The sequence below is a fragment of the uncultured Aquincola sp. genome (assembly GCF_964001545.1).
Lineage (GTDB): Bacteria > Pseudomonadota > Gammaproteobacteria > Burkholderiales > Burkholderiaceae_C > Aquincola.
In genome coordinates this window covers 1-1,901 of the sequence record NZ_CAXFDV010000556.1, presented here as the reverse complement: position 1 = coordinate 1,901, position 1,901 = coordinate 1, and the positions used below count along the sequence as shown (strand labels likewise).

The 1,901-nt window shown below is 72.4% G+C and carries 1 protein-coding gene; it reads right to left on the bottom strand.

The genetic code is table 11. The features are described from left to right. Positions 1 to 1,901, bottom strand: a 1,901-nt coding sequence (locus ABNT58_RS19115; RefSeq protein ID WP_348755027.1) for an MG2 domain-containing protein, incomplete at both ends; no start/stop codon positions are given.

Below are 1,901 nucleotides of genomic sequence, written 5' to 3'. Positions count from 1 at the left end.
CTTGTCGGCCACCAGGCGGGCGCCGTCGGCGGCTTCTTCACCCACCGCCGCATCGGCTTCCTGGCCGGGCTCACGCGGCGGCTGGAAGTTGTAGTCCTCATAACCCGCGAAGTCGACGCTGCGCTCGCGCCACAGCGCACTCAGCTGCACCGGGGCCTTGGCCACGCCACCGCCCGACAGGTGGGTGAGTTGCACCGCCAGCGGCAGGCTCTTGGGTGCCACCAGCGGGCCGGCGGGCGCGCTCAGCCGCGCATCGACCAGGGGCACGCGAAAGGCCTCGACCCGGAAGCTGCCGCTGGACCAGGCGCGGTCGCCGCGCAGCAGTTCCACTTCGTACTGGCCCAGCTTGGCGGTGGTGGGCACGGCCCAGTCGGCGGTGGCATGGCGGCCTTCGGCCTGCCAGGTCAAGGCCTGCTCGTAGCGGGTGTCGCTGCCCACGTGGGTGATGCGCATGCGCGTGGGCCGCTCGGCCACCGGCAGGGCTTGCAGGCCGCGGCCGGTTTCGGTACGCAGCAGGTGCTTCATGTGCACGGTCTCGCCCACGCGCAGCAGCGTGCGGTCGAACACGGTGTGGGCGCGCAGCGTGGGGCCTTCGGCCACGTCGTCGGGGCTGCCGGTGGGCAGGTTGAAGCGCCAGGGCTCGATGCCGCGGTTCCAGTCGCTGAACACCCACGACAGGTCGTCGCCCGCGCGGGCGGTGATGAACAGGACGCCGCTGTCGGCCAGGCAGGCCTCGCCACGACGTTCGTCCACCAGCGGCGCATCGATGCGGGCCACGCCGTCAGCGCCGGTGCGGCCTTGCCACAGCAGGTTGCCGCGGCAGTCGTTCACCGCCACCTGCGCATCGGCCACCGGGCGGCCGCGGTCCAGCCGCGTCACCCACACCACGCTCGATTCACTGCCGTGCTTGAAGTGCACGGCCAGGTGGGTGGCCAGCACGCCGGTGCGCACGTACATGGTCTTGCCCTCGGGCAGCAGTTGCCGGCCGAGTTGGGGCGAGGCGACTTCGACCACGTGGTAGCCGGCACCGGCCAGCGGCAGGCCGATCACTTCGGTATCACCCGTTCGGCCGCTGGCCGCGGGCAGTTGCAGCTGCGTGGTGCTGCTGGCCGCCTGCAGCAGCGGCAGGCTGCGGGTGGCCACTTGCCGTTCACGCACGATGGTGCGGCTGCGGCCTTCGTCGTCGGTTTCGGTCACCCGCTCTTTCCACTGGCTTTGCGGCAGCCCGGCTTCCTTGGCCGTCAGCGTGTTCTCGTGATAGCGGGCCACACGGCCGATCCAGCGCAGCAGCTCGGCATCGGGCGTGGCGGCGTCCAGCCGCTTGACGGTGGCGGTGCCGCGCGCCTGCGGGCCCAGCAGGTCAGCCTGCACATGGCGCAGCGTGAGGGGCAGCACCGCCTGCGCGCCTTCCAGCTCCAGAATGCCGAAGGGCGCGGCGGCGAACTTGGCCAGCGGCGGCATCGGGCCGGTGGCCACCGCCATTGGAAAGGCGGCGGCATTGGCCAGCGGGCGGCCGCTGTCGTCGGCCAGCGGCGTGGGCAGCGTGAGGGTGAAGCGGGTGTCGGGCGGCAGCGGCGCCTTGAACTGCACCGAGCGCACGGCATCGTCGCCCGCTTCGAGTTCGGGCTGCAGTGCGTTGCCTTGGGCCGGCTGCAGGCGGATGGCGGCGGCCTGCGCACGCGGCACCGGGGCCGAGAAGTTGAGCACCATAGCCTGCAGCGGCAGGCAGCCGGCATCGGCCCGCTCGCGCTGGCAAGTGAAGTCGGCCGCAAAGCGCGCGCGCACCGTGTATTCAAAGCGCTGCGGCGTGCGGGTGAGCACCTGCGGGTTGTCGGCCGAGGCAATGCCGCTGCCCCACACCAGGCGCATGCGCGCTTCGGCCGGCAGCGGGCGCTGGCAGG